This is a genomic window from Klebsiella sp. WP8-S18-ESBL-06, from assembly GCF_014169755.1.
Lineage (GTDB): Bacteria > Pseudomonadota > Gammaproteobacteria > Enterobacterales > Enterobacteriaceae > Kluyvera > Kluyvera ascorbata_B.
The window spans coordinates 2,678,982-2,704,209 of the sequence record NZ_AP022256.1 but is presented as its reverse complement, the minus strand read 5'-3'; the positions used below and the strand labels follow the sequence as shown (position 1 = coordinate 2,704,209).

Annotated in this window: 22 protein-coding genes and 2 pseudogenes; 10 read left to right on the top strand and 14 right to left on the bottom strand. The window is 54.6% G+C overall.

Going from position 1 to position 25,228, the window contains the following annotated elements:
- Positions 1 to 7: 7 nt before the first annotated feature.
- Positions 8 to 2,455, bottom strand: a complete 2,448-nt coding sequence (gene pgaA, locus H7R76_RS12980) for a poly-beta-1,6 N-acetyl-D-glucosamine export porin PgaA (RefSeq protein ID WP_182965401.1) — start codon at positions 2,453 to 2,455, stop codon at positions 8 to 10.
- A 614-nt stretch (positions 2,456 to 3,069) separates the two neighbouring features.
- On the opposite strand from pgaA, the gene H7R76_RS12975 reads away from it, so the two are divergent.
- The gene (locus tag H7R76_RS12975) at positions 3,070 to 3,678 is read left to right on the top strand and encodes a helix-turn-helix transcriptional regulator (RefSeq protein WP_106927714.1); all 609 of its coding nucleotides are present in this window, start codon (positions 3,070 to 3,072) and stop codon (positions 3,676 to 3,678) included.
- 6 nt (positions 3,679 to 3,684) lie between these two features.
- Here H7R76_RS12975 and H7R76_RS12970 read toward each other — a convergent pair whose 3' ends face one another.
- Positions 3,685 to 5,058 (bottom strand): MFS transporter, encoded by a 1,374-nt coding sequence (locus tag H7R76_RS12970; protein WP_182965399.1) that lies wholly within the window; start codon positions 5,056 to 5,058, stop codon positions 3,685 to 3,687.
- A gap of 176 nt (positions 5,059 to 5,234) precedes the next feature.
- Here H7R76_RS12970 and kdgR point away from each other — a divergent pair, with 176 nt between their 5' ends.
- Positions 5,235 to 6,026 carry a DNA-binding transcriptional regulator KdgR gene (gene kdgR, locus H7R76_RS12965; protein ID WP_064544768.1) on the top strand — a complete coding sequence of 264 codons (792 nt, stop codon included), beginning with the start codon at positions 5,235 to 5,237 and terminating at the stop codon, positions 6,024 to 6,026.
- 208 nt (positions 6,027 to 6,234) lie between these two features.
- Here the strand turns inward: kdgR and H7R76_RS12960 are convergent, their stop codons facing one another.
- Positions 6,235 to 6,474, bottom strand: a complete 240-nt coding sequence (locus tag H7R76_RS12960; protein WP_106927711.1) for a YobH family protein — start codon at positions 6,472 to 6,474, stop codon at positions 6,235 to 6,237.
- Between the two features lie 168 nt (positions 6,475 to 6,642).
- On the opposite strand from H7R76_RS12960, the gene mgrB reads away from it, so the two are divergent.
- From mgrB to rlmA, 5 genes and pseudogenes are all read left to right on the top strand, one after another.
- The gene (mgrB, locus tag H7R76_RS12955; protein WP_035891646.1) at positions 6,643 to 6,786 is read left to right on the top strand and encodes a PhoP/PhoQ regulatory lipoprotein MgrB; all 144 of its coding nucleotides are present in this window, start codon (positions 6,643 to 6,645) and stop codon (positions 6,784 to 6,786) included.
- Positions 6,787 to 6,858: 72 nt separating this feature from the next.
- Positions 6,859 to 7,152 carry a YebO family protein gene (locus H7R76_RS12950; RefSeq protein ID WP_106927709.1) on the top strand — a complete coding sequence of 98 codons (294 nt, stop codon included), beginning with the start codon at positions 6,859 to 6,861 and terminating at the stop codon, positions 7,150 to 7,152.
- A 755-nt stretch (positions 7,153 to 7,907) separates the two neighbouring features.
- Positions 7,908 to 8,051 (top strand): annotated as a pseudogene (locus H7R76_RS12945) (DUF2627 domain-containing protein).
- Positions 8,052 to 8,063: 12 nt separating this feature from the next.
- On the top strand, positions 8,064 to 8,273 hold the full coding sequence (gene cspE / locus H7R76_RS12940) for a transcription antiterminator/RNA stability regulator CspE (protein WP_001062678.1): 210 nt from the start codon (positions 8,064 to 8,066) through the stop codon (positions 8,271 to 8,273).
- 169 nt (positions 8,274 to 8,442) lie between these two features.
- The gene (gene rlmA / locus H7R76_RS12935) at positions 8,443 to 9,240 is read left to right on the top strand and encodes a 23S rRNA (guanine(745)-N(1))-methyltransferase (protein ID WP_182965397.1); all 798 of its coding nucleotides are present in this window, start codon (positions 8,443 to 8,445) and stop codon (positions 9,238 to 9,240) included.
- Here rlmA and mntP read toward each other — a convergent pair.
- The 5 genes from mntP to manX all read right to left on the bottom strand — a co-directional run bounded on the left by mntP (position 9,237) and on the right by manX (position 13,392).
- Positions 9,237 to 9,806, bottom strand: a complete 570-nt coding sequence (gene mntP, locus H7R76_RS12930) for a manganese efflux pump MntP (protein ID WP_106927703.1) — start codon at positions 9,804 to 9,806, stop codon at positions 9,237 to 9,239. The two genes, rlmA and mntP, sit on opposite strands and share 4 nt — an antisense overlap.
- Positions 9,807 to 10,185: 379 nt before the next feature.
- Positions 10,186 to 10,644, bottom strand: coding sequence for a DUF986 family protein (locus H7R76_RS12925; protein ID WP_106927701.1), 459 nt, complete (start codon positions 10,642 to 10,644; stop codon positions 10,186 to 10,188).
- 54 nt (positions 10,645 to 10,698) lie between these two features.
- Positions 10,699 to 11,550 carry a PTS mannose transporter subunit IID gene (locus H7R76_RS12920; protein ID WP_181358014.1) on the bottom strand — a complete coding sequence of 284 codons (852 nt, stop codon included), beginning with the start codon at positions 11,548 to 11,550 and terminating at the stop codon, positions 10,699 to 10,701.
- Positions 11,551 to 11,562: 12 nt separating this feature from the next.
- Positions 11,563 to 12,363 carry a PTS mannose transporter subunit IIC gene (gene manY, locus H7R76_RS12915; protein WP_106927697.1) on the bottom strand — a complete coding sequence of 267 codons (801 nt, stop codon included), beginning with the start codon at positions 12,361 to 12,363 and terminating at the stop codon, positions 11,563 to 11,565.
- A gap of 60 nt (positions 12,364 to 12,423) precedes the next feature.
- Positions 12,424 to 13,392 carry a PTS mannose transporter subunit IIAB gene (gene manX / locus H7R76_RS12910; RefSeq protein WP_182965395.1) on the bottom strand — a complete coding sequence of 323 codons (969 nt, stop codon included), beginning with the start codon at positions 13,390 to 13,392 and terminating at the stop codon, positions 12,424 to 12,426.
- Between the two features lie 454 nt (positions 13,393 to 13,846).
- Here manX and yoaE point away from each other — a divergent pair, with 454 nt between their 5' ends.
- Entirely contained in the window at positions 13,847 to 15,406 is a 1,560-nt protein-coding gene (gene yoaE, locus H7R76_RS12905; protein WP_106927693.1) for a CNNM family cation transport protein YoaE, read from the top strand.
- A gap of 61 nt (positions 15,407 to 15,467) precedes the next feature.
- Here the strand turns inward: yoaE and pdeD are convergent, their stop codons facing one another.
- The 4 genes and pseudogenes from pdeD to pabB form a co-directional block, all read right to left on the bottom strand.
- Positions 15,468 to 17,024, bottom strand: coding sequence for a cyclic di-3',5'-guanosine monophosphate phosphodiesterase PdeD (gene pdeD, locus H7R76_RS12900; protein WP_182965393.1), 1,557 nt, complete (start codon positions 17,022 to 17,024; stop codon positions 15,468 to 15,470).
- A 136-nt stretch (positions 17,025 to 17,160) separates the two neighbouring features.
- Positions 17,161 to 18,525: pseudogene (gene sdaA / locus H7R76_RS12895) on the bottom strand (L-serine ammonia-lyase).
- Positions 18,526 to 18,689: 164 nt separating this feature from the next.
- On the bottom strand, positions 18,690 to 19,268 hold the full coding sequence (locus H7R76_RS12890; RefSeq protein WP_106927687.1) for a CoA pyrophosphatase: 579 nt from the start codon (positions 19,266 to 19,268) through the stop codon (positions 18,690 to 18,692).
- Between the two features lie 2 nt (positions 19,269 to 19,270).
- Complete coding sequence (gene pabB / locus H7R76_RS12885) at positions 19,271 to 20,626, bottom strand: aminodeoxychorismate synthase component 1 (protein WP_182965391.1); 1,356 nt, start codon at positions 20,624 to 20,626, stop codon at positions 19,271 to 19,273.
- Positions 20,627 to 20,717: 91 nt separating this feature from the next.
- Here pabB and H7R76_RS12880 point away from each other — a divergent pair, with 91 nt between their 5' ends.
- Positions 20,718 to 20,897, top strand: a complete 180-nt coding sequence (locus tag H7R76_RS12880; RefSeq protein WP_106927685.1) for a YoaH family protein — start codon at positions 20,718 to 20,720, stop codon at positions 20,895 to 20,897.
- A 3-nt stretch (positions 20,898 to 20,900) separates the two neighbouring features.
- Positions 20,901 to 21,620 carry a phosphodiester glycosidase family protein gene (locus tag H7R76_RS12875; RefSeq protein ID WP_182965389.1) on the top strand — a complete coding sequence of 240 codons (720 nt, stop codon included), beginning with the start codon at positions 20,901 to 20,903 and terminating at the stop codon, positions 21,618 to 21,620.
- Positions 21,621 to 21,650: 30 nt separating this feature from the next.
- Here the strand turns inward: H7R76_RS12875 and H7R76_RS12870 are convergent, their stop codons facing one another.
- Positions 21,651 to 23,648 (bottom strand): heparinase II/III domain-containing protein, encoded by a 1,998-nt coding sequence (locus H7R76_RS12870; protein ID WP_182930433.1) that lies wholly within the window; start codon positions 23,646 to 23,648, stop codon positions 21,651 to 21,653.
- Positions 23,648 to 24,886, bottom strand: a complete 1,239-nt coding sequence (locus H7R76_RS12865) for an alginate lyase family protein (RefSeq protein ID WP_106927679.1) — start codon at positions 24,884 to 24,886, stop codon at positions 23,648 to 23,650. Before H7R76_RS12865 ends, H7R76_RS12870 begins: the two co-directional genes overlap by 1 nt.
- Positions 24,887 to 25,228 lie beyond the last annotated feature (342 nt).

The window sequence follows — 25,228 nt, the reverse complement described above, 5'->3', positions numbered from 1 at the left end:
TTCATCCTTAAAACCGTAAAGTTGCATCAAAGGTGACGGCGAGATTGCTTTCCCGTTTGCCATCGTAAGGGCGTTTATCCCAATTGAGCATCAGCCCGGTATCGAGAACGTTATTCCACTGGATACGCTGCCCGTAGCCGAGGAGAGTGATAGCGCCAGGGGATTGTTGCTTCTGCCAGTAAACGCCGCCGCCAGCGAGGATTTGTTGGCTCCAGAGCGTGTCGTAATGTCGATACATCTCGTGGTCAAGGGTCAGCGAAGCCGCCGTAGCGAGATCCCTGGAAGGGTTGTAATACAGCGTGTCTGCACGGCTGTTGGTGCTGGTGGATATTTCTGGCCCGAGGGTGAGCGTCATTGAAGGCCGCTGCCATATCCGCTCTTCGCCGGTTATGTTGTATTCCTGTCGACGGTTACCGTCAGAGAAATCACTGTAAGCGGCGCTGAGGCGATAGTTACGCTGCTCGTTCTGATACCAGTGCACCGAAGCGGCAGCCCGATTAGCGCTGATGCCATTGCGCAGCGCCCGCAGCGGCGTGGAGCGCGAGATACGCTCCAGTTCGCCGCCAAACTGCCAGCTATCGACGGGGCGATACTCGCCGATAATACGTCCGCCGGGCTTGCTGCCTCCGTGAAAGTGGTTGCTGGAGAGCTCGATTTCTCCCCTAAAATCGCGTGGCCGCCACTCCAGGCCGCCAAACAGGTGATGGGCAGAACCGTTACCTTCATCAAAATGGCCTTGCGCAAAGCGGGTGCCCGCAAAAGGCCGCCAGCTGTCCGCCATGGGCGGGCCGTAGAGCGTGGCATCCCAGGACAGATCGCGGGAGCCGCTGATCGGGTTGTCGGAATACAGCCCTTTAGTGGCGTTAACGCGCAGCTCGGAAAAATGCTGAATATCGCGCATCCTCGCCAGCTTTTGTGTGCTGCGATCTTTTGGCGTACGGGCGATAACATCATCCGTCAGTAAATCCATCTGTCGCCACTCATGCAGATCCATGGCGATGTAGGCCTGCTGGCTTTCCAGCGCAATATTGGTCGGCTCCAGCGCTTCAGCCATTTTGAGCCTGCGTTCGGCGCTTCTGGGTTGGCCGCGGGCCTGCAATACGGCGGCGTAATCAATCTGCAAACCCTGATTCCCCGGTGCGGAATCGGCCAACTGCCGGGCAAGGGTTTGTGCCTGCGCCAGCGCGTTGCTTGCCGTCAGATACTGGACGTTGAGCGATTGGCCGATAAGCCAGAGGTCATTAGGCTGCGCGCTGGGATCGCCGGGGTTATAGCGAGCCCAAGGGGCATGTTGCATGACGCGGTCCACGTATTGCCGCGCAGCAGGGTATTGACCGGTATCCAGTAAAGCGAAGAACAGTTCGTTTTGCTCATCCTCCGCATCCGGGACATAACCGGGGTACCGGGCGAGAAGCGTCTGGGCGGCGGCGACATCTTGTTGTTCCAGATAGGCCGAAATGACCCAGCCGATGGCCCAGTCGGGGATGGCCTGATGTGCGGCGGCCAGCGCAAGATATTCATGGGTAACTCCCGGGTAATCGGCATTGGCGTAGAGTGCGCCAAGCCGGTCGATACGGGCACGTAGAATGTCCATCTGCGCGTCAGGATTATTTTTCCAGCGTGTTAGCAGCGCCTCGTAGCGGCTGAGCGCCTGCTGTGCCAGATGGTAGCGCTCGCGCTCAGTACGCGTAGGGAGCACGGCAAGACGCACGATTTCAGCCACCGCGTTGAGATCCAATTGCCGTTGTTGGGCAGGCGAAAGCTTCGCTTCAGAAGCATGTCTTTGCGCGGGCGTATCAACGCGGTTGCGGCTTAATGCCGTTACCCATTCGCTAAGCAACGCGCTATCACGGGAGTTCTGGGTGAGCGCGAGGGTATCGTTTAACAGCCGATCCCACTCTTTTCCCTGCTGTTGATACACATAGGCGAGCGTTTGCCGATGCGCTGGGGTAGGGCTTTCGGCGAGCAAACCGCGCGCGGCTTCCAGCGCCAGGGTATCCTGACGGGCGTCGGCCAGCGTTTTGATGTAACCAATACGGTAGTCATCCTTATTGGGTGCCAGCGTCAGCGCCTGCTGCCATAGCAATAGTGCCGTTTGCCACTGCTGAAGGTTTCGGGCGGCCTGCGCCGCGGCCGCAAGCCCGCGCGCTGGCAGCGGCATATACACCTGATAGCGCTGCCAGAGGTGAATGACGTCCCGGTCGTCTCCGGCCCATAATGCAACCTGTAACCAGTCGGCCACCTGCTCGGCATTTAAGGCGCGATGCTGCTGATAGCGCTGAACGTAAATAAGAAATGGCCGATAATTACCGTTACCTGCCTGCTGAATCTTTTGTTCATATATGGATTCAGCGCCGTGAACCAGATTCGGAATGAGTAATATCAGGCTAACTGAAAGCGATAATGCCGAGTTGAGATAACCGTGCGCTTTATTGTGTTGAAACGAACTATCCATATCTATTTACCATGGCTGTATCCAGAGTCCATGACAAAACGTGGCTGCCTTTCAATCCTGATTCAGGGAAAGGTAATAATGGTGATGACGCGATTGTTCTTTTGCAGTGTCTAACTTACCTTTAGGTAATAATGAATTTTCCTCGTGATCGGGCCGTGTGAACGCTAATATACACCTGATATGTTTGGCGATAAATATACGACAAATGGCTGCTATATTTTAGGATTTATCTGTAGATGGCTGCAATCTTATGATTTATCTCAGCATGTTTTTTATTTTTAAACTATTGATAATGATCTATTTTGTTGGTTTTTAAGTATTAATTTTTGTCGTTGTGTCATACGCGTCTCGTCGAAGAAAAAGACATTTTATCCGCTAATATTTAGGACGTTTTATGACAAAAAATCTTAATCTTATAATCAGCATCTTTTCTGTGGTTGTTTTTTAATTATAATTACGACTCGTCATTACTGTGCTGCAGGTGGTGTGTGCTTGATATGACGGAAAGAGGGAATCAAATTAATCGCGTTTGTCACCATTATAATAAGCCATGCAATGGAGGTTGTCTTTTCTCCTGAAAGGATGTTCCTGCTTTAATGTATAAGGGATGATTTGTGGCAACATCTATACTGCTCGTCACGCAAGACAGCTACCTCGTCAGAGGCATTGAACTGTTGTTTCCTGATATTATCCAGTTAGATTCGATCGACCGTAAGGTATTTGATGGTGGTGCCGATGAGTATTCAGTATTGATTGATAGCCGGTCGCCGCTCCACTGCTATGACTATCTGATCCTTGATGCTATGCGCTCGAAAAAACCGATCTCCTGTATCATGCTGGATATGCGCTATCGTGAAGCCGAGATGCTAAATATGAAGGTATTTTTACACAGCCTACTCGCGCCGACGGATACGGCCGCGCTGTTTACGCTGCTGTTAAATATGAAAAGCCGTCGTTTGACGCCGGTCTGGTTAGAGAACCTAGCGCTCAGCGCTTGCGAAAAGCGCATGCTGCGTCTTTTAATGGCCGGGAGAACCATGGAGGAGGTGGCCGATGCGTTAAATACGTCGGCACGGGGACTTTATCGTCAGCGAACAGAACTGTCTGAGCGTCTTGGCGTGGAGAACTTTAATGAGGCCTGCCTGTTTATCTTCAAAAATAATCTGCTGGAGGCGGTGGACGATACCGGCCTGTTAGGTCGGCGGCGGGTATCGTCTGGATAATGCGGGTTAGCTTTGGGCGCGCGGCTGCGTTACGCGCAGGCCGCTGAACAGCGTAGCAATGACCGCGAGCGCGCCTGCCAGCAGCAAAGAGACGTGGGTGCCGCCGTTGCCAAAGAGGTTAAACATCAGTGCAACCAGCGCGGCGCCGGTGCTCTGACCAAGCAGCCGAGCAGTGCCCAGCATGCCGCTGGCGCCGCCGCTGCGGTTGCGCGGCGCGGAAGCGATAATCGTGTGGTTGTTGGGCGACTGGAACAGACCAAAGCCTGCGCCACACAGCAGCATACGCCAGATGATATCGAGGTCGCTCGGCGATGTGGGCAGCAGCGCCAGCGCAAACAGCCCACAGGCCATCACCCCCATCCCTAACGCCCCAAGCAGCCCCGCGTGAACCCGCTCAATCAGATAGCCCGCCAGCGGGGCCATTACCATGGTAGCCAGCGGCCATGGCGTTAACAGCAGACCGGTTTCCACTTCGCTACGCCCGACAACGGTCTGTAAAAAGAACGGCAGGGAGACCAGCGCCAGCATTTGCGCACAGAACGAACATATCGATGTGCAGATTGACAGCGAAAACAGCGGAATACGCAGCAGATCAACCGGCAGCAGCGGCACCGGGAGGCGCAGCTGGCGGCGAACGAAGAAGAAGCCAATGACCAGCAGCGCGACCACTTCGGCCAGCACCAGCGTGGTCGACTGCCCCTGGGCAAAGCTACTGAGTGCGGTAATCAACAGGCCGAAGGTCAGTGCATTTATGACTGCGCTCGGCAGATCGAAACGCGGTTTATCGCTGTGGCTGGCATTTGATGGCAGGAAGCGTACGGCTAACAGCCAGGCAATAATGCCGAGCGGTACGTTAATCAGAAACAGCCACTGCCAGGAGGCCAGCGATAGAATTGCGGCGGCAATCGTCGGGCCTGCCGCCGAGGATACCGCCACGACAAATGAGTTGATTCCCATCCCGCGCCCAAGCTGGCGCTGCGGGTAAATCAGACGAATTAATGCCGTGTTGACGCTCATCAGCGCTGCGCCGCCAAAGCCCTGAGCGATACGCGCGAGGGTCAGCATTTCCAGCGAATGCGAGAACGCGCACAGCAGCGAGGTGAGGGTGAAAACGACCAGCCCTGCTTTATAGATACGGTGATAGCCAATCATATCGCCAAGAAAAGAAAGAGACAGCAGGGAGATGACGATAGCAATTTGATAGGCATTCACGATCCAGATGGACGCTGCGGGCGACGCGTTCAGGTCGCTGGCGATGGTCGGCAGCGCAACGTTGGCGATGGCTCCGTCGAGAACGGCCATCGTAATGCCGATGACAATCGTCAAAATGGCACCGTAGCGCTGAGGCAACGGCAGGCCATCAATCATGTTTTTAGTCATGTGGGAATTTGTTTATGATGAAATTATTAACCGGAGAATGATTCTAGCATTGATTAATCAATTGAATGTCGAAGATTTGTAACCAGGTCACAGAAGTTTCATTGCTACGGCGGCCTTGCGAAATTATAATAAAAACCGGTTCTAATATTTATAAAACAGTTGCGATGAGGTGATAAATGTCAGCAGCAGATTTGGACAAACAGCCAGATTCTGTCTCTTCGGTACTAAAGGTATTTGGTATCCTGCAGGCACTTGGCGAAGAACGCGAGATTGGCATTACTGAACTTTCGCAGCGCGTCATGATGTCGAAAAGCACCGTTTATCGCTTTTTGCAAACCATGAAATCGTTGGGCTACGTTGCCCAGGAAGGGGAGTCCGAGAAGTATTCGCTGACCCTGAAGCTGTTTGAGCTTGGCGCACGTGCGCTGCAAAACGTCGACCTGATCCGCAGTGCCGACATCCAGATGCGTGAACTCTCTCGTCTGACGAAAGAGACCATCCACCTGGGCGCGCTGGATGAAGACAGCATTGTCTACATTCACAAAATCGACTCCATGTATAACCTGCGTATGTATTCCCGCGTCGGTCGTCGTAACCCGCTGTACAGTACGGCAATCGGGAAAGTGCTGCTGGCCTGGCGCGATACGGCTGAAGTGCGTCAGATTCTTGAAGGCGTGGAGTATAAGTGCAGTACCGAGCGTACGATTGCGAATACCGACGAGCTGATTACCGTGCTCGAGCAGGTGCGCAAGCAGGGCTACGGTGAAGATAACGAAGAGCAGGAAGAAGGGCTGCGCTGTATCGGTGTGCCGGTATTCGACCGTTTTGGCGTGGTCATCGCCGGGCTGAGTATCTCGTTCCCGACGCTACGTTTCTCTGAAGAACGTCTGCATGAGTATGTCGAGATGTTGCATACTGCGGCGCGTAAAATTTCCGAACAAATGGGTTATAACGATTACCCATTCTGATGGTGAAATGAAAAAAAACCGGCAAATAGCCTAATGCTGGTCAGTTAAGGCGTTGAATTCAGAAGCTGGAACCGTCGGCCGGATAAGGCGTTTACGCTGCCATCCGGCAATCAGCGCAGTGTGCCGGAGGGTGCTTTGCTTATCCGACCTACGAATTTAGCTTAACTGACAGGTATCAGGCAAAAAGCCGGTTTTTTTACGTCTGGCGTTAGCCTTGATCGACGACGCTAACGCTTTTGCGCAGCAGCGGGCAGCTCGGACGGCCGACAACGCCGTTGTCACCGTGCAAATAAAATGCGGTGCTAAATCCCTCTGCGGTCAGATATTTACACTGTAGTCCTAACCCACCGGCGGTCTTCTGGCTTCCCGCCAGCACGCCGTAGCCGCTCAAAAGAACCCCAATCGCGATAATGACCAGGCAAACGATGGTTCTGATTAACAAGCGCATAAACATTCCTCTTCTATTATATCTATCATCAATACTACCGTAACGTGATAACGCATTGATACAAGTCTATGATTCCTAAAAGCACGAGATGCCATTACAGTTAGCCGCGGTTTAAGGTTAGCATGCTAATTTGGTTGTATCTGAATAAGAATTCATGCGGAGAGTGGAGTGAAAAAGTTTCGGTGGGTATTACTGATACTCGTGATTGCCGCCTGCCTGCTGCTCTGGACACAGATGATCAACGTGATGTGCGATCAGGACGTTCAGTTTTTCAGCGGAATTTGCAGCATTAACCGGTTTATACCCTGGTAAAACATTTTTGCCGGCAGCATTTCCTTCCGTAATGTGAGTGGTAGAATAGATCGTTCCTTTTGAGGTGGTAAAATGAGTGATCTTGTAAGTTCTGGGGCATTAAATCTGGCATCTCTGGCGTTATCCTTCCTGCTGCTGTTAGTCGGCCTGGTTCTGTGGTTCTTTGTGAACCGCGCCAGCTCCCGCGCTAACGAGCAAATCGAACTCCTTGAATCGCTGCTCGATCAGCAAAAGCGCCAGAATGCGCTGCTGCGTCGTCTGTGCGAAGCAAACGAGCCCGAGAAGAAAGAAGAAGACGCGCCAAAAGCTGAAGAAGTAGAAGAAGACGACAAAGATGATTTTATTCGCCTGGTTGCCGAGCGATAAACACTTTGCGTGATGACACCGCGCAGCCTGCAATGGGCTGCCGGACCGCAACGCGCTGCACCAAAGCGGTGCGTACTCCATCCCCCCATCACTGTTCGTCACCTTTGCGCGCCGTTGGCATGATTTTGCGCAAACGTGGTTGAGCGCGCTTCACCGATATTCCTCCTGCTGAAGATCTAACCTTATGTTGTTGTTATTTATCATTCATTGATGTTTTCTATTTAACTCAACATTATTATCGATGGTATTAATGTTGTAGCGTCGCTTAATAACCAGGCAATCCCGGCTTGCATAATGCAAATCATAATAGCGAAACGTTTTTATTGCCTAATCATGAAGCAATGTCACGAAACGATCATTATTTTGGTGCAATATAGTTAGCGCAATTAAGCAGTACGTCCTGAGAAGGGGCGGCAACAGAAGAACGCCTTATAACTAGCCGGTAAACCGGCGGGCAAGAAAGTTATAGCGAAAATAATCTAACGATATAAATTTTTTATGAAGCGGTAGGCAAAATCTGGACGCAGGATAAAAGTTGGTCTATGTTAAAAAAGTCTTACGTTACCGTAGGCTAGGTCACGTATCAGGCTGTCTGGCAAAGACCTGCAGCGCATTCTTGTCGGTGGAAAAGCGCCGGTGAGCAAATGATTTGTTGGGATTTGTGCGGCCGATCGACTCGCGTTTAAAAATGGCTTGCCATTATTTACGTTGTATGTGATAACACGTTTTGGGTTAAACGAGGTACAGTTCTGTTTATGTATGGCATTATCAGTAAAGAAGTTCTGAGTAAACACGTTGACGTTGATACCGCTTCTCTGCCGAACCTTATATTAGTGCCTCATGCAGTCATGTCTCAGTTTTATCTATGAAAACGCCTGCGGGCGCAGAAAACACTCTAAGGAATTTTGCAAATGGCAAAGATTAAAGGTCAAGTTAAGTGGTTCAACGAGTCTAAAGGTTTTGGTTTCATTACTCCGGCTGACGGCAGCAAAGATGTATTCGTACACTTCTCTGCAATCCAGGGTAACGGCTTCAAAACTCTGGCTGAAGGTCAGAACGTTGAGTTCGAAATTCAGGACGGCCAGAAAGGCCCAGCGGCTGTTAACGTAACCGCTATCTGATTCGACGACCACTGATCTTGCGGCGCGCAAGCGCAACATTATCAGACATAAAGCCTCGCAATTGCGGGGCTTTATCATTTATACCCCCTGCGATTTCCCCCTCGCTTTACCTTCCGCCGCTGCCAGAATAGCGGTACACTTCGCCCTTTGTTATCAAGCCGGAGTTGCTATGTCCTACAGTTGTCCGCTCTGCCACGCGCCGCTCACGCGCAGCGGCAATAGTTACCTTTGCCCGCAGCACCACCAGTTTGACCGGGCGAAAGAGGGCTACGTCAACCTCCTGCCGGTCCAGCATAAGCGCTCCCGCGATCCGGGCGACAGCGCTGAGATGATGCAGGCGCGACGCGCGTTTCTCGATGCCGGGCACTATCAGCCGCTGCGCGATGCCGTTTGCGATAAGCTACGCATGATTGCGCCGCGGCAGGTACTGGATATCGGCTGTGGTGAAGGCTACTACACCCACGCGTTCGCCGCTGAAGCGCAGGAAACGTGGGGGCTCGATGTGTCGAAAACGGCGGTTCGCTACGGCGCGAAGCGTTATCCGCAGGTGAATTTCTGCGTCGCCTCCAGCCAGCGTCTGCCGTTTGCCGACGGCTGCATGGACGCGGTGATCCGCATTTATGCCCCGTGTAATCCGCTGGAACTGAAGCGCGTGGTGAAGCCTGGAGGGTGGGTCATTACCGTGACGCCCGGCCCACGTCATCTGGTCGAACTGAAGGGATTAATCTACAGCGAAGTGCAGCTGCATGCGCCGCATTCGGAAGTGATTGAGGGTTTTACGCTGCACAGCCATGAAGCGCTGGCCTATCCGATGGCGTTGACCGGCAGTGAAGCGGTTACGCTATTACAGATGACGCCGTTTGCGTGGCGGGCGAAGCCGGTCGTGTGGGATGCACTTAAGCAGCGCAGCCAGTTTGACTGCCAGACGGATTTTGCCATCCACGCCTGGCAGCGAGAGGCTGATTAACCCATAAAGTGGGCGTAGAGGATCTGCGCGCCAATCGCGATCAGCACAATCCCGCCAAGAATTTCGGCTCGTTTACCCAGCAGCGGGCCGATGAAACGGCCTACCATCATACCCAGCGTCGACATCAGGAAGGTGGCGCAGCCGATAGCGAAAGCGGTCGCCAGGATGTTGACCTGAAGGAATGCCAGGCCTACGCCGACGGCCATTGCATCGAGGCTGGTGGCGATGGCCGTGGTGACCAGTAGCCAGAAGCCGTGACGGCGCGGCGCTTCTTTTTCTTCTTCGTCGTCATCGCCACGGACGCCCTCGACGATCATACGTCCACCGAGGAATACCAACAGCACAAACGCGACCCAGTGGCTCCATTCCATGACGAAGCGGCTGGCCAGCATGCCCAGCCCCCAGCCAATAAGCGGCGTCAGCATTTCAATCACACCAAAAATAAGACCGGTGCGCAGGGCTTCAGAGAATTTAGGTTTATGCAGGGTTGCGCCTTTACCAATTGATGCTGCGAATGCATCCATTGACATGCCTAAGGCAAGGAGGATAGTGGCGGTTAAATTCATGAGCGTGTCCAGACCGGGAAGTTTCCATACGACACATTCCTGCCCCCAGTAATCAGCAGTAAATGCGTCTATGGTCTCGCTTGACTACTGACGTAATCCGTACGCACCACGTTTTGCAACGAGTATGTTGACACGTACATTCCCAGCAAGTGGAAATCAGCTACTCCCCAACGACGGGCGCAACCTTAACATATTTTTAGAATATAAAACAACTCTTGCTATTGCATATTTCATCGTTTAATGATAACGATTTTCATTTAGATTTATTGCGTAATCAAGAAGTTAAAAAATAGGAAGTCATTTGGCGGAATAAACATAGCCAACGCTATATTACGACTGTTTGAATATAACACAGTTATAGCGATGGCTATATTTTAACTCATTGATTGTTAATGAGAAGATTGTAGATCTTTTCCAGGTCATCAATATTTTTGACCCGCACAAGAAGACGGCGCTGCTCTAATTGCATCACCAGTACGCCATCCTCGGATAAATTCATTTTCTGGATGCGGCTGTATTTAATCCACGCATTGGCGAAGAAAAAGCCTTCCGTTTTGAAAATAATTTTGGGGCTGCGGATCCAGAACAGATAAAACCCCATCAGCGCCAGCGCGCATAATAACCAGGTGGTCATTATTGCGCCGTGGTGGGTGACGTTGTTATAAACCAGAATGACAATCAGCACGACGAATATCACGCTGTCTACGCGGCCTGGGCGCAGTAGCGGGACGGAGAGTAGGGTAGCGCCATGACGGCGAGGCATGATGAACTGGTCGTAAATGGCGAATGCCAGCAGCGCAAGAATGAAAAGTACCAGTATCAGGTCCGTTACGGTCATTAAGCCTCCAGATAAAAAAACCGGGGGCACAGGGCCCCCGGCGAACAGCAGATATTACAGACCCAGCAGGCCGATAGCGTAGCCCACGATACCGATGACGAAGAAGCCAACGATGATCCACAGGGCATTGACTTTCTTACGCAGCAGCCACATACAGGCGAAGGTCAGCAGCAGCGGTACCAGACCCGGCATCAGCTGGTCCAGGATAGTCTGCACGGTAGTCACACGGGTTTGACCATCCTGACCGGTGATGGTTGAAACCACCAGCGGAATGTTCACGTGCGTCCATTTGTTAACCAATGCCCCCATGACAAACAGGCCGAGGATAGACGCCCCCTCTGTCAGTTTCTGCAGGAAGCCACCGCCCATATCGCTAACGATATCGATACCTTTACGGTAACCGTAAGCCACGCCGTAATAACGGGTTGCCAGACGGACCAGGTTGAACAGGATGAAGAACAGCAGTGGCCCAAGCAGGCTACCGCTCATCGCGATACCGGCACCCAGCGCCGCGAAGACCGGACGAACGGTACCCCAGAAGATCGGGTCACCGACACCCGCCAGCGGCCCCATCAGACCAACTTTGATGCCGTTGATGGCCGCATCGTCAATCTCTGCGCCGTTCGCACGCTGCTCTTCCATTGCCAGGGTTACGCCCAGCACTGGCGCCGCGACATACGGATGGGTGTTGAAGAATTCCAGGTGACGTTTGATGGCTTGTTTGCGCGCATCGTTGTTCTCTGGGTACAGGCGTTTAATTGCCGGAACCATGGAGAAGCAGAAACCCAGCGCCTGCATACGTTCGAAGTTCCATGAACCCTGAAACAGGTTAGAACGAATGAACACGCCACGAATGTCACTCGGTGTGAGTTTTTTCTCAGTGGTAGTTTTAGTCATATCAACCATGTCGCTCACCTGTTAGTCCAGTTCGTTATCAAGATCGTTGTTGCCTGCAGCCTGAGCTGGCGCACCGGCGACGCGGTTATATTTCGGGCTAAGCTGGATGTAGAGAACGGCCATAACGGCGCCAATCACACCCAAAGCAACCAGGTTGAAGTCAGTGAACGCCGCAGTGACGAAGCCGAGGTAGAAGAACGGCATCAGGTAGCCTGCGCGCATCATGTTGATGACCATCGCATAACCGACGACCACGATCATGCCACCGGCGATGTTCAGACCGCTGGTCACAACTTCCGGAATGGCGTTCAGCATGCTCTGAACTTCGCTGGTACCGACGGAAATAGCAACGATAACGGCCGGGATAGCAATACGCATCGCCTGCAGGAACAGGGAAGAGACGTGGATCCATGACAGCGCCGTAAGGTTACCGTTTTCAGCGGCTTTATCTGCTGCGTGCTGGAATGCCACGGTGATGGTACGGACGATGATGGTCAGTACCTGGCCCGCTGCCGCCAGCGGAATCGCCAGTGCGATACCTGCACCAATACTTTGATGCCCGGCGATAACCAGAATGGTGGAAATAATAGATGCCAGAGCGGCATCTGGTGCAACCGCCGCACCGATGTTCATCCAACCTAGTGCGATCATTTCCAGGGTACCACCGATGATAATACCGGTTTTCATATCCCCGAGAACGATACCGATCAGCGTACAGGCGACCAGCGGACGGTGGAACTGAAATTCATCGAGTATCGATTCCATACCCGCAATACATGCGACGATGAACACCAGCACAATCTGAAGAGTGGTAATCTCCATTGTACTTCTCCTATTGCTAATTCAAACTTAAGTGTGAAAGCTAAAAAGTTGCCAGAGTGCTTATTTCGGCACTTTAGCAATCAGATCCATCATTTTCAGTCGCTGATCGGTTGAAACCTTACGGACTTCCAGCTCGATACCGCGTGCGTTCAGTTTGTTAAACGCCTCGATATCTTTCTCGTCAACGGATACCGCGTTATTCACCTGGGTTTTGCCCTGGCGGAACGCCATACCACCGACGTTTACGGAGGTCACCTTCACGCCGCCTTCCACAATACGTTCTACGTCAGTCGGGTTAGTGAACAGCAGCATCACACGTTCACCCGCGTATTTCGGGTTGTTGTAAACGCGGATCATTTTGGCGACATCGACAACGTGTGCCGTTACGCCAGGAGGAGCAACTTGAGTCAGCAGCGTTTTGCGCACGGTATCGGCAGCGACTTCATCGCTGACGACAATAATGCGGCTCACGTTAGTCTCTTTGGTCCAGCGGGTGGCGACCTGACCGTGAATCAGACGGTCATCAATACGAGCCAGACCGATAATCATGTAATCGTTCGGGCCCATCGGTTTCGCTGGAGCAGCGGCTTTCGGTGCAGCAGGTGCGGCACCGGGCGCGGCTTTTTCTACCGGTTTCGCTTTCAGCGCTTTCACGCCTTCGCTACCGGTTTCAACAGCCAGCGCAACCAGCTCATCAAAACTTGGGTTATCGTCACGCGCCATAAAGGTTTCAACCAGCATCGGAACGTTGACGCCGGCGATCACTTCATAGTTTTCTTTGTCGACAACAATGCGGCTAGCCGCGTTGAATGGGCTACCGCCCCAGGTATCAACAAGGAACAACACGCCTTTGCTGGTATCAAGCTTTGCCAGCTGCGCGTTGTATTTTTCGATTAACGTTTCTGCATTCTCGCCAGGCACGAAATCGATCCAGCCAACATTCTCCTGCTCACCCAACAGCATCTCTGCCGTTTTCAGCAGTTGTTCTGCTGCCCAACCATGTGTGCCTATAACAATAGCAATCGTCACTTGCTACCTCCTTTATTATCGTGTGTATCAGTAGGGCTGATACATTTTGAACCGATGCCATAACCGAATCGATTCAGACAAGGGTTAGAGAGAAAATCCAATAACTACCGAGAATTATTTTAGACAGTGAAAGAATAATTAATGTGATGAAGATCCGTAATTTAGTTAAAGGACAGCAATTATTTTGTGGTGCAAAAAATTGTCTTACATTTTGCAAAGACGCGTAAATCTTTGCCAAAATGCTCATTGTTTTTGCTATGTTGTATTTCCGTTTAATTACACAGGAGTATAGGGCATCAGCCCGTAGTATGGATCGTCACCGACGTCTTTTCGCCATTGACCGCCGTTGCGGCACACCTCCCGGCCTTCTGCGCCACCTTTTTTTATCGCCCGGTATCGTCTCGCTTAAACATGACATAGCGATGACTCGTCACGTCTCTCGTTGGAGTGGTTTATGGAACTGTTGATGGACCCGTCAATTTGGGCCGGATTGTTGACGCTTGTCGTTCTGGAAATTGTTCTCGGTATTGATAACCTGGTGTTTATCGCCATCCTGGCCGATAAACTGCCGCCAAAGCAACGTGATAAAGCCCGCCTTATTGGTCTGTCGCTGGCGTTGGTGATGCGTCTGGGGCTGCTTTCCGTTATTTCCTGGCTGGTCACGCTGACCGCGCCGCTGTTTAGCGTATGGGGGCAGAGTTTCTCCGGACGCGACCTGATTATGCTGGTCGGCGGCCTGTTCCTGCTGTTTAAAGCGACCACCGAGCTGCATGAGCGGCTGGAAAACCGCCAGCACGACTCAGGCCACGGTAAGGGCTACTCCAGCTTCTGGGTGGTGGTGCTGCAGATTGTGGTGCTGGATGCCGTGTTCTCGCTGGATGCGGTGATTACCGCCGTCGGCATGGTGAACGATCTTCCGGTCATGATGGCCGCCGTGGTGATTGCCATGGGCGTGATGCTGCTGGCGTCTAAACCGCTGACGCGATTCGTGAACGAACATCCTACGGTCGTGGTGCTCTGTCTGAGCTTCCTGCTGATGATCGGTTTGAGCCTGGTGGCTGAAGGCTTTGGCTTCCATATTCCGAAAGGCTACCTGTACGCGGCAATTGGCTTCTCGATCATCATTGAACTGTTTAACCAGATTGCGCGCCGTAACTTTATCCGTCATCAGTCGACGCTGCCGCTGCGTGCGCGCACGGCAGACGCCATCCTGCGCCTGATGGGCAACCGCAAACCGGTCAGCGCCGCGCAGGAAGAAGGCCACACGACGACCGTGCCGGTGCCGGAAGGGGCCTTCGTGGAAGAAGAACGCTACATGATTAACGGCGTGCTGACGCTGGCCTCGCGTTCGTTACGCAGCATCATGACGCCGCGTGGCGAAATCAGCTGGGTCGATGCCGATCTGAACGCTGATGAAATCCGTCAGCAGCTGCTGTCGTCACCGCACAGCTTGTTCCCGGTGTGCCGTGGCGAACTGGATGAAATTGTCGGTATTGTGCGCGCCAAAGAGCTGCTGGTGGCGCTGGAAGCCGGTGAAGATGTGTTAGCGCTGGCTGCCGCCAACCCGGCAATTATCGTCCCGGACACGCTGGACCCGATTAACCTGCTGGGCGTGCTGCGCCGGGCGCGCGGTAGCTTTGTGATGGTGACCAACGAGTTTGGCGTCGTGCAGGGGCTGGTCACGCCGCTGGACGTGCTGGAAGCGATTGCCGGTGAATTCCCGGATGCCGATGAAACGCCGGAAATCGTGGCCGATGGCGAAGGCTGGCGGGTGAAAGGTACTACCGATTTGCACGCGCTACAGCAGACGCTAGGCCTGGATAACCTCGTGGACGAAGATCACGACTACGCCACCGTGGCGGGGCTGGTGATTGCCGTCAACGGGCAGATTCCGGCAGTGGGCGAAACGGTTGAACTGCCGCCGCTGCAAATCACCGTGACCGAGGCCAACGGCTACCGTATCGATCAGGTACGGGTGCTGAAGCTGTCTTCACCGCACGACGAAGACGCGTAATCCGTGTTCACCCGGCCGAGGCGTATCAGCGCCGACGCCGGGGTTTTGCCTGCTCCTGCGGCTAGACTTTTTCTGCTTCATTCTCAGCCAGCCAGCGGGGGAAATCCGCCAGCGGCATTGGCGGTGAGAACAAATATCCCTGCAGTAAATGCACGCCGTGGCGCTGCAGGTAAAGCGCCTGATCCTGCGTCTCAACCCCTTCTGCAATCAGCTCAATATTCAGGCGCTGCCCCAGCGCGATGATAATGTCCGTCACCGCGGAGTTCACCGCATCGGTGCCAATTGCCGCGGTGAATGCTTTATCAATCTTCAGCACGTCAGGATGCAGCATCTCCAGCCAGGAGAGGGAGCTATTGCCGGTTCCGAAATCGTCAATTGCCAGCTTAACCTGATGATTTCCCAGTTCACTGCGTAGCGGATAGCTCACATCATGCGGAGCATCGCGTTCCGTTAACTCGATGGTCAACTGCTGTACCGGCTGATAGCTAAACCAGTGCTGCTGTAAATCCTTCAGCAGCCGACCATGTTTAAAGTGCGCAGCCGCGACGTTAATACCTATCTGAAACGCGCGGTCGTTGGGAAACAAATGCAGTTTTTTCGCCGTTTCGCTAATGACATAGCGGGTAAGGGGAATAATCAGGTTTTGCGTTTCCGCAATCGGGATAAACACGTCCGGCTCTACCCAGCCCACTCGGGGATTGTGCCAGCGGAGCAGGATCTCAACGCCGATGCAGCGCTGCATACGGGCGTCCATCTGCGGTTGACAGTAGAGGCTGAACTCTTTACCGGCGATGCCCATGTTGATCTCGCGTGAGAAGCTCAGCCGCCCAGCGGTTGCCAGCCAGGCAATCCATGTAAACAGCACGCTCATAATAATTGCCAGCGGCAGATCGGTGATCAGATTGCGTAGCGCAAGCCGCGCGGGGCCCGGACTCAAGGCACTGATGCTAAAGGGGAAGGCGGTGGATGTACGGGTATAGATTTTGTCGTCACCCGGCGACAGCGCGTTATTAATGCCAGGACCGTGCTGATAATTCAGATCGCCCACGTTCAGGCTGATACGGTTAATTAACGGCGGCGAGGGTTCAAGAATGATATTGCTGATCAAATCAATATTAATCGAGACCATGACGCCGTCCTGACCGTCGTCGGAGGCCGGGTACCACTGAATCAGAATTGGTGTTCCCACGATCAGGGAGTGATCGAGCGTCAGCGCCAGCAGCGGCAGACGGCTGGGCAACTGTGGCTGGAGGCTGTGTAGCGCAACGTCACGTGCGCCCAGCGCGCTGGAACAGTACAGCTTACCGGCTTTTACCAGCGCAATAGAGCGCACGGTTTGCAGCGCAACGGCCAGCTTGCGCAACGGCAAATGGATGGCCTGACAGGGCTGGCCCACCAGCGCCAGCATGTCGCTGCGCCGAGATTGCAGCGGCTGTAATATTTTATTCAATCGCTCAACGGAATGCGCGGTGAGCTGGTCTAGCTGTTTCTGATTTTCGCCACGCTGCGAAATAAATCGTGTCCCCAGGGTGAGCGCGAAGGCGCAGACCGCGATCACCATACATACCGCGATTCGCTTACGGAGGTACTGCCTGATAATCCATTGTGCTGTCTGCATTTCCGATGCTCAGTGCGGATGTATTGATAATGAAAATACCAGTGCCGACACAGCAAGTGTAGTGGGAAGCGAAAATTGTGAGGAAAATAAGGAGATAAATCACCCACCCGTATTAGGGGGTGGGTGAAAAGGCTGATTAGTCACACTGTACTTTGATGGCCAGACCGCCGCGCGACGTTTCGCGGTATTTGGCATTCATGTCTTTGCCGGTCTCGTACATGGTTTCAATGACTTTATCGAGCGACACGCGCGGCTCGCTGGTACGACGCATCGCCATCCGCGCGGCGTTGATCGCTTTCACCGAGGCGATCGCATTACGTTCAATGCACGGCACCTGCACCTGACCGGCCACCGGGTCACAGGTCAGCCCCAGGTTGTGCTCCATGCCGATTTCCGCCGCGATACATACCTGCTCCGGGCTCGCGCCCAGCAGTTCCGCGAGGCCGGCCGCCGCCATTGAGCAGGCCACGCCCACTTCCCCCTGGCAGCCTACTTCGGCACCGGAAATAGACGCGTTCATCTTGTACAGCGCCCCAATAGCGCCCGCCGCAAGGAAATAGCGGATGTAGATATCCGGACTTACCGACTCGATAAAGTGATCGTAGTAGGCCAGTACCGCCGGTACGATCCCACAGGCCCCGTTTGTCGGTGCGGTAACCACGCGGCCACCGGCGGCGTTCTCTTCGTTGACCGCCAGCGCAAACATATTCACCCAGTCAACCACGTTCATCGGGTCGTGGGAGAGCTTATCGCTGGACACCAGCATGCGGCGCAGCGCAGAGGCACGGCGCGGGACGCGCAGCGGCCCAGGCAGGATGCCTTCGGTGTTCATGCCACGGTCGATACAGGCGCGCATGGTCTGCCAGACGTTGGCAAAATAGTCTTCAATCTCTTTTTTGCTGTGCAGTGCCAGCTCGTTTTGCATCACCATACCGGAGAGCGACAGCCCGGTTTCTTTGCAGTAGCCGAGCATTTCCGTGGCGGAAGCAAACGGGTAGGGTACGCTGACCGCGTCGCTGGCTTCTTTGCCGAAATGTTCTTCATCGACGATAAAGCCACCGCCGATAGAGTAGTAGGTTTTGCTGTAAACCAGAGTTTCTCCGGCCTAGGCGTGAATACGCATGGCGTTTTCATGCAGCGAGAGGTTTTCGCTGCGAAAACGCATGCCGTCATCGGCCGGGAAATCAACTTCCACGCGCCCGTTGGCCAGCAGCAGGCGGCCGCGGGTTTCTACGTCACGAATAAACGCCGGGATCGCATCGATATCGACGGTGTCCGGCTGGTTACCCGCCAGCCCCATAATAATCGCGATATCGGTATGGTGGCCCTTACCGGTGAGGGACAGTGAACCGTAGACGTCGACGGCAACGCGCGTCACGTCATCAATCAGTCCCTTTTCGACCAGGTCATCGACGAACTGTTTGCCAGCCTTCATCGGCCCTACAGTATGGGAAGATGAGGGACCAATCCCCACCTTAAACATGTCGAATATACTAATCACTTTAACACTCCTGACAGGGTTGCCGCGTTGTTGCGGCAACGATGTAATAACTGCGCATAGTGTATGAGGGAACCCGGCGTTCAGCTTAACTATTCACATGAATTTAACTAATGAATCTCTGTGATTTTACTAATACTGAAAACCGGCGGTTATGATAAGTATAGTCAGGGCTTCAGGCCCACTTGTAGCGCCAGCTCACGAATGATGCCGGCGGTCATGCCCCAGACAAAATAGTGCTGATACCAGGAGAGCCAGACGCGGTGCGAATTGCCGCGACGGTGGATGTCGAGCGGATGGTAACGGCCCAGACGCAGCGCTTCGGCCAGCGGCATTTCGAACACGGAGGCCACTTCATCTTCGCTGGCGTGATAGTGCAAATTCGGCGGGATCACGCCAAGCACCGGCGTCACCTGAAAACCGGTGACGCTGTCGACCGGCGGCAGCATGCCGATAATTTCCACGCTTTCTGGCGGAATGGCGACTTCTTCCTGTGCTTCACGCAGGGCAGCGGCAATCAGCGAGGCGTCGCTGCTGTCTACCGCGCCGCCGGGGAACGCTACCTGTCCGGGGTGTTTGCGCAAACGCGCTGAGCGCTGCGTGAGCAGCAGACCCGGCTCGGGACGGCGCACAATGGGCACGAGCACCGCTGCCTGGCGGGCGTTTAAGGCCGCGCGGCTGGGCTGCGGGCGAAGCAGCTGAAAGCGGGAGAGAAAGTCGTCCAGATTCAGCGAACGCTCTTCCATGTTCAGGACTCCAGTTGATGTAAGATACGATTCACTTTATCAAATGTTTCCTGATATTCCGCATCTTCATTACTGTCGGCGACCAGACCGCCGCCAGCGGAGCAGTAAAGCGTGCCGCCGGTAGCGGTGACGGTACGGATAGTAATGCTGGTGTCCATATTGCCGCAGGCGCTGAGATAGCCGATGCTGCCGCACCAGGCGTTACGACGATGCGGCTCCAGCTCGTCAATAATCTCCATTGCCCGCACCTTCGGCGCACCGGTAATGGAGCCGCCGGGGAAAGCGGCGCGCAGCAGATCGCTGGCGTGCAGCGCGGCGGGCAGTTCGGCGGTGATGGTGCTCACCAGGTGGTGTACCGCCGGGAAGGGTTCGACGACAAACAGTTCCGGCACGCGTACGCTACCGGGTGTGGCCACGCGGCCAATGTCGTTGCGCATCAGGTCGACAATCATCAGATTTTCTGCCCGATCCTTCGGCGATGCGGCCAGCTTCTGCGCCTGCGCGGCGTCGGCCTGCGGATCGTCGAGGCGCGGCAGGGTGCCTTTAATCGGGCGGGTCTGGATCTGCCCTTGTTCCAGTTGGATAAAACGCTCCGGCGACAGGCTTAAAATAGCGCTGTCGGCAAAACGTAAAAATGCGCTGAACGGCGCGCGGTTGGCGTGATTCAGGCGGACAAATGCCGCCCACTCGTCGCCGCGATAGCGGGCCTGAAAGCGCTGCGCCAGGTTGACCTGGTAGCAGTCGCCGCTGTGCAGATAGGCCTGCACCTGGCGGAACTTCTCGCCATACTGCTGGCGGCTCATGTTTGAGTGCCAGGCCGACGTCAGAGCAAAGGGCTCGGTCTCAGGCATTGCCTGCTGTTGGAGCCATGCCAGACGCGCATCGATATCGCCGTAGCTGAGCAGGGTGACGACCTCGCGCTGGTGGTCGACAATCAGCGCCCAGTCGTAGAGGCCAACCGCCATATCTGCCAGCGTGATATCGCGTTCGGCGTGCTGCGGCAGCGTTTCGAACCGTCGCCCCAAATCATAGCCGAAAAGCCCAACGGCACCGCCGGTAAAGGGTAAATCGCTTAACGGCTGGCGAGCAAAACCGCGCGCGTCCAGCGTCTGCTGCAACAGATGTAGCGGGTCAGCCGTTGAGGTATGGCTGCTGCCATCGTGGTTTACCACGGTTATTTCGCCGTGGGTTACCAGCGTGGCACAGGGTTCGGCGACCACGATGTCATAGCGGCTGTGCGGGTGATCGGCGTAGCCGGAGTGCAGCATCATCGCCCACGGAGAGGCGCTGAGCGGGGCAAAATAGAATTCCGCGGCGTCCTGTCGCCACGGCAGCGTCATCGTAGAAGGGTGTAACATGGTTATTCTGTCCAGCCAGGTCTGCGCTGCCTCTGGCGAAGAATCGGGCAGCATGAAATAATAAGCGCCCACAATGTAGCAGGAGTCAATAATGTTTGCAGGATTACCTTCACTGAGCCATGAGCAGCAGCAGAAAGCCGTCGAGCGTATTCAGGAACTGATGGCGCAAGGTATGGCGAGCGGCCAGGCTATTGCGCTGGTAGCCGATGAACTGCGTGCGAACCACACCGGTGAGCGCATCGTCGCCCGCTTTGAGGACGAAGACGAGTAAGCGATGGCTTCCCGTTTAACGCTGCTGCTGGCGATAGCGCCGCTGACAGCAGCGGCCGCAGAATCTTGCTCGCTAACCGATCCTCAACTGACGCTGCAAAGCTATACCGTTGATGCTGCTCGCGAGCGTATTGCGATGTACTGGCTTAAGCCCGGCGGTAAGGCCTACGGTTCGCTGCGTGGGTTGCTTAATGTGATTAACGACGACGGTCGGGTGCACATGGCGATGAACGGCGGAATCTACGATAAAGCCTATGCGCCGCTGGGGTTGTACATTGAAAACGGCGAGCGCAAAGCGGCCCTCAACCGGGCTTCCGGCGGCGGCAACTTTTTCATTAAGCCCGGGGGCGTATTCTATCTGCGTGGTCAGCAGGCGGGAATTGTCAGCCTCGATAAGCTAAAGTCGACGAAGGGCATGGACTACGCGGTTCAGTCCGGCCCGATGCTGATTGAAAATGGCATCATCAACTGGCGACTCAAGCCGTCGGCCAGTTCGCGCAAGTTGCGCAACGGCGTCGGCATCACCGCTCAGGGAAAGGTGGTATTTATGCTGAGCGAACGCGAAACCAATTTCTACGACTTTGCCTGCTATGCAAAATCTCGTCTCAACGTCCGGCAGATGCTCTATCTGGACGGCACCATTTCTAAAATGTACCAGCAGGGGGGCTCGATCCCCTGGCAGTATCATCCTTTCGTCACCCTGATTACCGTTGAGAAGCGGTAGATACGCCTTCCGTTTCCGGAAGGCGGCGGGTTAAAGCTGGATATCCGGCAACAGCTGAGGGTCGTCGTGCAGCGTGACGTGTGCCGCTCGCTCGCCTCGCCAGAAGGTCAGCTGCGTAGCGCCTCGTGCGGTGTGTACGCTGACTTCAGTGAGCGGTGAGCGGGTAGCCAAATCCCACAGACAGACAAACTGTGCCTGCGGCAGATGGTTACGCATAACCAGATAGCTCAGGTCGCTCACCGCCGGGTTATCCGGCGCCAGCCCTTGCCACAGCTCTCCGTCACCGGCCAGCCACAGGGCGAAGGTATCGCCTTCGCGAGCAAAGTGGCGCGGCTGGCAGCCATACAGCGGCGTGACGGTCGACGACGACATGTTTCGCAGCGGACCGCCTAGTGAGAACGGCTGTGGTGTGCCGCTTTGGTCAAGCGCCTGCGCCGCCAGATGCAGCGTCCAGTCAAGCTGCTGGCGATGCGGATTATCGACCGTCGAAAGGTCGATCAGCACATCGTCCAGCCACAGCAGACGACGGCGGAAGCGTACCTCGCGCCAGGCTTCGGCGTCCCACTCGACGCGGGTGTGGCTGTTAAGCGTCGGCGGCGGTTGCCCCCAGTCCACCTCGCAATCCAGCCACAAATAGTCGTCACCCTGATGCTGGCCCAGTACCGTTGGGTTGGCAGGCGGCTGATTGGTCTGGTTAACCGTTAGCGTATTGTGAGTAGCGCTGTTTTTGTAGTAGTCATAGTGCATTCGGGCCCCGTAGCCGGTGGTGCCAAGATCCGGTAGTAGCCAGCCGTCCCGGTGCCACAGCAGCAGGCTCAGGCGATCGTAGTGGTCATGTTCGCCGCCCCATGGGCTGTGTTTTATCAGCACCGCCTGCCGTTGCTGCGGCCGACGCCAGAGGGTTAAACCGGCACCAGGGGCAAACAGGGAATGCTCGGGGATGGGGGAGGCCGCGACCTCTGGCAGCGGTTGGGCGCGCCAGAGCAGCGTTTCCATTTCATCCGTCTGCACATCGGTAAACTGCAGCACCGCCGCGTACTGCGGATCGCGCCAGATAAACCACGCGAATTCGTACAGATCCCGGTGGTGCAGCTTCTCCTGACCGGCAATGCAGTCGTTCAGACGTGGGAAGGTACCGTCGGGGAGCAGCAGCGACAGCGGGAAGCTGAGCATCTGCCGGTACCACGGGCCGTCAATCAGGCTCCAGCGGCTGCCGCGCGCCAGTTTTTCAAAGGCAAAAAAGCCCTGTAGCGCGTAGTAGTGGTAGTGTACCGAACCTTCAAACCACAGACCTTCCGCCAGCAGGCCGTGCTCGAGCTGCCAGCGAAGGCCGTAGGGAGCGTTAACGGCAAACTCCAGCAGGCTGTCATCTTCCAGCACAAAACCCAGTACACCGAGGGCGGCGTTGATTTTCACCTCATGATTATGGATTTGCGGACTGCGATGCGCCTGTAAAAAGGTCGCCGCACAGCGCAGGAGGTGGCGGCTGATATGCTCGCGTTCGGCCACGCTAAGGCTCTGGCAAATAAAGTCATAGCCCAGCGCCATATCGAGAATACAGTTGGCTTCGCACAGAGTTTGCGCGTTCATTTTCCCCGGGCCGTTGTGCGGAATATCGCCATGCACTTCATAGGCCGGATAAACGTCAGCGTAGCCCATCAGAAGGGTGCGTACTTTGTCGCGGTAGGCGGTTTCGCCAGTCAATTGCCACAGTAGCCCCAACTGCTGACAGGCGCTGGCGTTGCGCCCGTTCATTTCTCGCCACCATGCGCCGTCCCACGGCTCGCCGCTGAAGACTTCGCCGTCCACCGGGCAGCGATGATGGTGCGGTGAGTCCGCCTGCCAGGTCAGCCGCACCCCGTGGTGCGGACAAAAATAGTAGAGATTCCAGGTGGCGATCCCGCTTTGCGGAATACAGACCGCAGCGTGGAGCGCCGGTTGTGCATCCTTAATGAGCCGTTCAATCAGGCCGCTATTGCCGGCTGCACGTCTGGCAATCTCGGGCCATAGCCCAGAAAATTGTTTCATTATTGGTTTTCCCTGGCCTCTGTCGACGCTGGCAGCGGGGCAATCAGCGTGGTGATATCGTCAGGATATTTTGCCCGCAGCCACCGGGCTTTTTCACGGAACTGTGCGTCATCCGGCCAGGCGTGAGCGGCGCTTGCAAGGTTACGCAGCGCTTTTTTGTCATCCATTTTATCGAGATCTTTCCACGGCCAGGCGGCGTCGCTGTTGATAAAGCCGGCGATGTATTGGTAGCCCTTGCGCAGGCTGTGATCGTCGAGGGTAAAGTTCCAGATATCGACGCCCGCTTTTTCGCCCAGGCGACCAAGACGGTTATACGCATCAAGGTTAAAGTTGCTGTAGTGCCAGGGACGCGTGCGCTCCAGCTCGGCCATCTGGCGGCCTTCTATGTCAAACTGCCCGGCGATGCGGCGTAGCTGGGTGATGTACAGCCGTTTTTTGGCTTCGTCGGCGTTGCCGCTGAACAGCGCAAATGTCGCGGCCTGCATATCGAAATAGGTCCCGTGGTTGTTGTGCCAGTTTTCTTCTTCAAAACCGTTCTGGCTGGTGGTCATCCAGTGATAAAAATCACCGAACCACGTCTTCAGCTCGCCGATCTCTTTGTCGCTGAGCACACCGGACGGCTGCAGAATGGCGATGGCGTCAACCACCTCAACCAGCGCCCGGCTGTCGATGATCCCAATGCCACGCCCGGTATTAATACCGGGAATGGCCTGGGCATGCTGGAGATTGGGCGTCATGTAGGTTTTAGGATCGAGGAACCAGGATTTTATCTGCGCGGCCGCTTTTTGTGCGTAGCGGTCGTCATGTGAGAAATACCAGGCCAGTGCCAGGGTCGAGACATCGTTGCTCATCTTCACCAGCCGGTTTTTGTCGGTGGCGTCGCTGTTGGCATCGGGGTTGGTTTGCCCATCTTTGCGAATGTACGGCAAGCCGTCTTGGGTGTCGGGGTTCGGCCACCAGTAAGGCGGGAAGCTGTAGTAATCGTGCTTGTTGCCGCTGGCGGCGACCAGCGACTTATCCATAACTGAAAACAGCGGGTGCTTTAGCGCCAGATCCGCCTTTTTCAACAGCGCGCCTTCGGCCTGCACGAACAGCGGGTCTTTGGCGGCGATCTGCTGACGGCTGAAGGCCAGATCTTTAGCATCCAGCGTGTACGGTTCGGCGGCGTACAGCGACGCGCTCAGCCCGGAACAGAGTAAGGCAATGCCTAATAGTCCTTGACGTGGTATTGAACTCATAGTGATAACCCTTCTGCAAATATGAGAAAAGATAACAAGAGAATTACCCCATTGCGTATTTAATAAAACGCAAAAGGCAGGCTTTTTAATTAACAAAATAATTTCTGAAATAGGATTTCGTGCAGTGTAAAAGACAAAGTGATTTTTTTTGTGACTTTCATCATATTTAGCGGTGTGAATAAAAAATGGCGCATTTAATGTAGTGCGGATCACATATTTTGGCCATTTTCTACATTTTTTGATTCCTTCAATGAAATGCGTAAAATTATATCTTTATGATTTTTAATGATTTAATAATTAAGTCACTTTTATTGTCACTTTTTCATGTGATCTGATTCAACT